This window comes from Peribacillus sp. P4_C12, from assembly GCF_056402095.1.
Window position 1 is genome coordinate 1 of sequence record NZ_JBFUIB010000433.1, and the last position, 3,128, is coordinate 3,128.

General features: G+C 35.8%; 3 protein-coding genes and 1 pseudogene. All 4 read right to left on the minus strand.

The features are described from left to right. Window positions 1–394 (minus strand): annotated as a pseudogene (locus tag AC1DUW_RS24385) (hypothetical protein); the annotation flags it as partial. Between the two features lie 91 nt (window positions 395–485). After that, on the minus strand, window positions 486–1,406 hold the full coding sequence (locus AC1DUW_RS24390; RefSeq protein ID WP_053344890.1) for an FTR1 family iron permease: 921 nt from the start codon (window positions 1,404–1,406) through the stop codon (window positions 486–488). A gap of 55 nt (window positions 1,407–1,461) precedes the next feature. After that, window positions 1,462–2,217, minus strand: coding sequence for a hypothetical protein (locus tag AC1DUW_RS24395; protein ID WP_053344889.1), 756 nt, complete (start codon window positions 2,215–2,217; stop codon window positions 1,462–1,464). A 46-nt stretch (window positions 2,218–2,263) separates the two neighbouring features. Then, window positions 2,264–3,064, minus strand: coding sequence for a glycosyltransferase family 2 protein (locus AC1DUW_RS24400; protein ID WP_053344888.1), 801 nt, complete (start codon window positions 3,062–3,064; stop codon window positions 2,264–2,266). Between the last annotated feature and the right edge of the window lie 64 nt (window positions 3,065–3,128).

The window sequence follows — 3,128 nt, forward strand, 5'->3', positions numbered from 1 at the left end:
CCATAACATAGGTCGAGGAGTATACTATTGAAATAATCCCTAAACTATATGATCTTGAAACATAATGCCTTGCCAATTTATACATTGGAAACAAAGCACTGAAGTAAAACAAAATATTAAAAATAGTCAGTGAAGATACCTTATTATCGACAAATTGATGAATAAAATACCCGCCTAAAATAAAATAAGGGTACCCTGGGAAATGCGGTTGCATAGCCATCAAATCATATCGATCTAATGCAAGCGCATAATCCACCTGATCCCATGTAGAAGCAAAGGAATTAACATGAGTTAATTGAGTCCAAAATAGAAACATTATCGAAAATATGCTAATAAGAGCAATACCTATATTGAATATTTTAGTTGGTGTAACCAGTTGATCTTTCCTTTCCATACTCAATCACCATTTTCTAATTAATTAGCCTTCACATGGAAAAAGCACAAGGAAAAAACCTTGTACTTTTTTATCAGAGAGAAAAATAATTTTATTTTGCCTGTGCTTTCAATTCTTTTTCCTTTTCGATCTTGTTGGTACTCTCATTGTTCCCATTTGACTTAAATGAAGTTAATAGGTAGATACCAACAAAGTAACCAATATAGGCAATAACCTCTTCTAAAGATGGCATAGAAGAATATCCGAATAATGCTTTAAGGAAAATTCCAATATCTCCTGACAAAATGGGAGCCGTCCCGTGATCACGCAAATAGTGATCATAATCAATTGGATGTTCTGGAAGAAACCAAGTTAAATCATATAAATGCGGTATAACACTTCCAATAATATTTAAATCTTGCATTATTGAAATCGCTTGAACTAAAAGACCTGCCGCAATCAATATGATAAAAATACCAGTTACTTTAAAGAACGTTTTAAGGGAAACCTTCATAGTCCCTTTAAAGAAGACATAAGAAACAATGGCAGCAATAATTACTCCGGTAATGGCCCCCCAGCCTTTCATGGCAGCGCCAATATTTCCACCCGTAATTGCCGCAAAGAAGAAAACTGTCTCAACCCCCTCACGAAGGACAACCAGAAATGAGTGAATCACCATACCGACTACATTACCCGTTGTAATAAAGTGTTCCATCTTTCCTTCCATATTACCTTTCATATCTCTGCTATGCTTAGACATCCAAAAAACCATTTGCGTTAACAATATAGCAGAAACCAGCATAATCCCTATCTTCAAATACATCTCGCTGCCCATTGAAGCGAAGCCTGTAAGTACAATCTGGAATAGCATCGCTACACCTACACTAGCAAGTACAGCAAGACCTGCCCCTAACCATACATACTTTGTAAAATGGTTTTGGCCCATTCTTTTTAGATACGTTGTTATGATTCCAACAATGAGCAATGCTTCCAAGACTTCACGGAAGGTAATTAATAAAGCTTGTATCTCCACAGATTTTTCTCCTCTCCCCATATAAGAAAATCTAAAGCGTCCTTATAAACCTTGATTATTTGATTTTCTTTTTGCGAATCGTATAGATTACAACTCCGACAATGATTACAACGATTATCATTAGCGGAAGCCAATTTCGTAAATTGGAGATATCTGTCCAATCCTTTTTTTGAGTACTAGTATTAGTGGACTCCCCTTCAAAATGTCCAACTTTCAAACTCTTTAAGTTAAACTCTTTTTTTAGTAAAGAAAATATTTTATCTTTACTCGCATCAAAGGCCTTCTTATCAGCCTCTTTTTGGCCAACGCCAAAAAGTCCTGGATTTCCTAATGAATTTAGAGCTATATCAAATTCTGATCTAATCTCTTTATCCATTTCAGGATTTCTTGCTTCAACTTTTGGTGATAAGGCTTCATATGTAGCAAATCCCTTTGCTAATAAACGCTTGCTTGTTTCGTACTCCGAGAAGTTTTCATCGATATTTTCCAAACGTCTTGCGATATTCAATACAAGGAGTTTATCCATATTATTAATCACTTGTTCTTTATCTTTATTTTCAAGATTTTGAAGAATAACTGTTGTCGGCTCTGATCCCATATGCATGTCGACTTCTTCTTTGACTGTATTAAAATGATTTTCCGCTGTGACATAGTCTGGAGGATTTTTGTCTAGTTCAATAAGCATTTTTTTATATACTTCTGCCAATGCCTCTTCATTTGGGTCTCCATACGTATAGGCTTTGGCGGAAATTGGAAATGATTGAGTAAGAACAAATATTAACATAAAACAATAAATTAATAGTTTTTTCATCTAAAATCCTCCTACATGATAATGATATTTATTATCATTTATTTTGTCAATTTCTATTTGCAATGCTTACATTTCCCCATTTATCTTCCTCTAATTTATACGTATTCATATTCTTCAACTGATGAGCATTTACATCTATCTTTACTTTTTGAACCGGTCTTTTTACTTCTTTCCAAATGGCCGGAATCACGGATGATAGATAGCCTCTGAAAGTAATGAATGATTCTCCCGTCGAACGAACTTGATATTGAATCGGGACTTCCTTCACTCGAAAACCCTTTCTGACGAGATTTAAGGTTAAAACCTGTGCGTAATTATAATTATGGACGATTTCTGCATGTTTAAGAGCTTGTTTTGTAAAAGCCCTCATCCCTGACTGACCATCATAAATCCACCTTCTGAGTAACAAACTCTGAACGAAAGTAAAAAAATAATTACCGAGACGGCGATGAAGTTTCATCCCATTTATCGTTCCCAAAAAACGGGAACCCATTGTATAATCAGCTTCTCCTTTAAAAATGGGTTCCAATAAATCTGGTATTTGGCTAGAGGGGTATTCTCCATCTGCATCAATCATGACCGCGATATCCGCACCTAATTCGTAACTTTCCTTTAACCCTGAACGAACTGCTGCTCCAAGACCTCGATTTTTCTCGAAACTGACAATATAGTCAGCTCCAGCTTTTCTAGCCACATGGACTGTATGATCCCTTGACCCATCATCGATAACTAAAACTTTAACCTCTACCTGTTGATGAAAGTGTCTGGGGATGCTTTCTATGACTTCCCCAATGGACTCTTCCTCATTATAGGCTGGCAAAAAGACAATCACTTTCTGTTTTCTCATGTTTATTCCTCTTTCTTCTTGCTAATTGCATCTAACAATACTTTTCCCCGGCTATGACTAGGGA

What these genes read in the sequence shown, in the direction of transcription:
- AC1DUW_RS24395 (WP_053344889.1), bottom strand. Translation starts at nt 2,217, where the DNA reads ATGAAAAAACTATTAATTTATTGTTTTATGTTAATATTTGTTCTTACT.
- AC1DUW_RS24400 (WP_053344888.1), bottom strand. Translation starts at nt 3,064, where the DNA reads ATGAGAAAACAGAAAGTGATTGTCTTTTTGCCAGCCTATAATGAGGAA.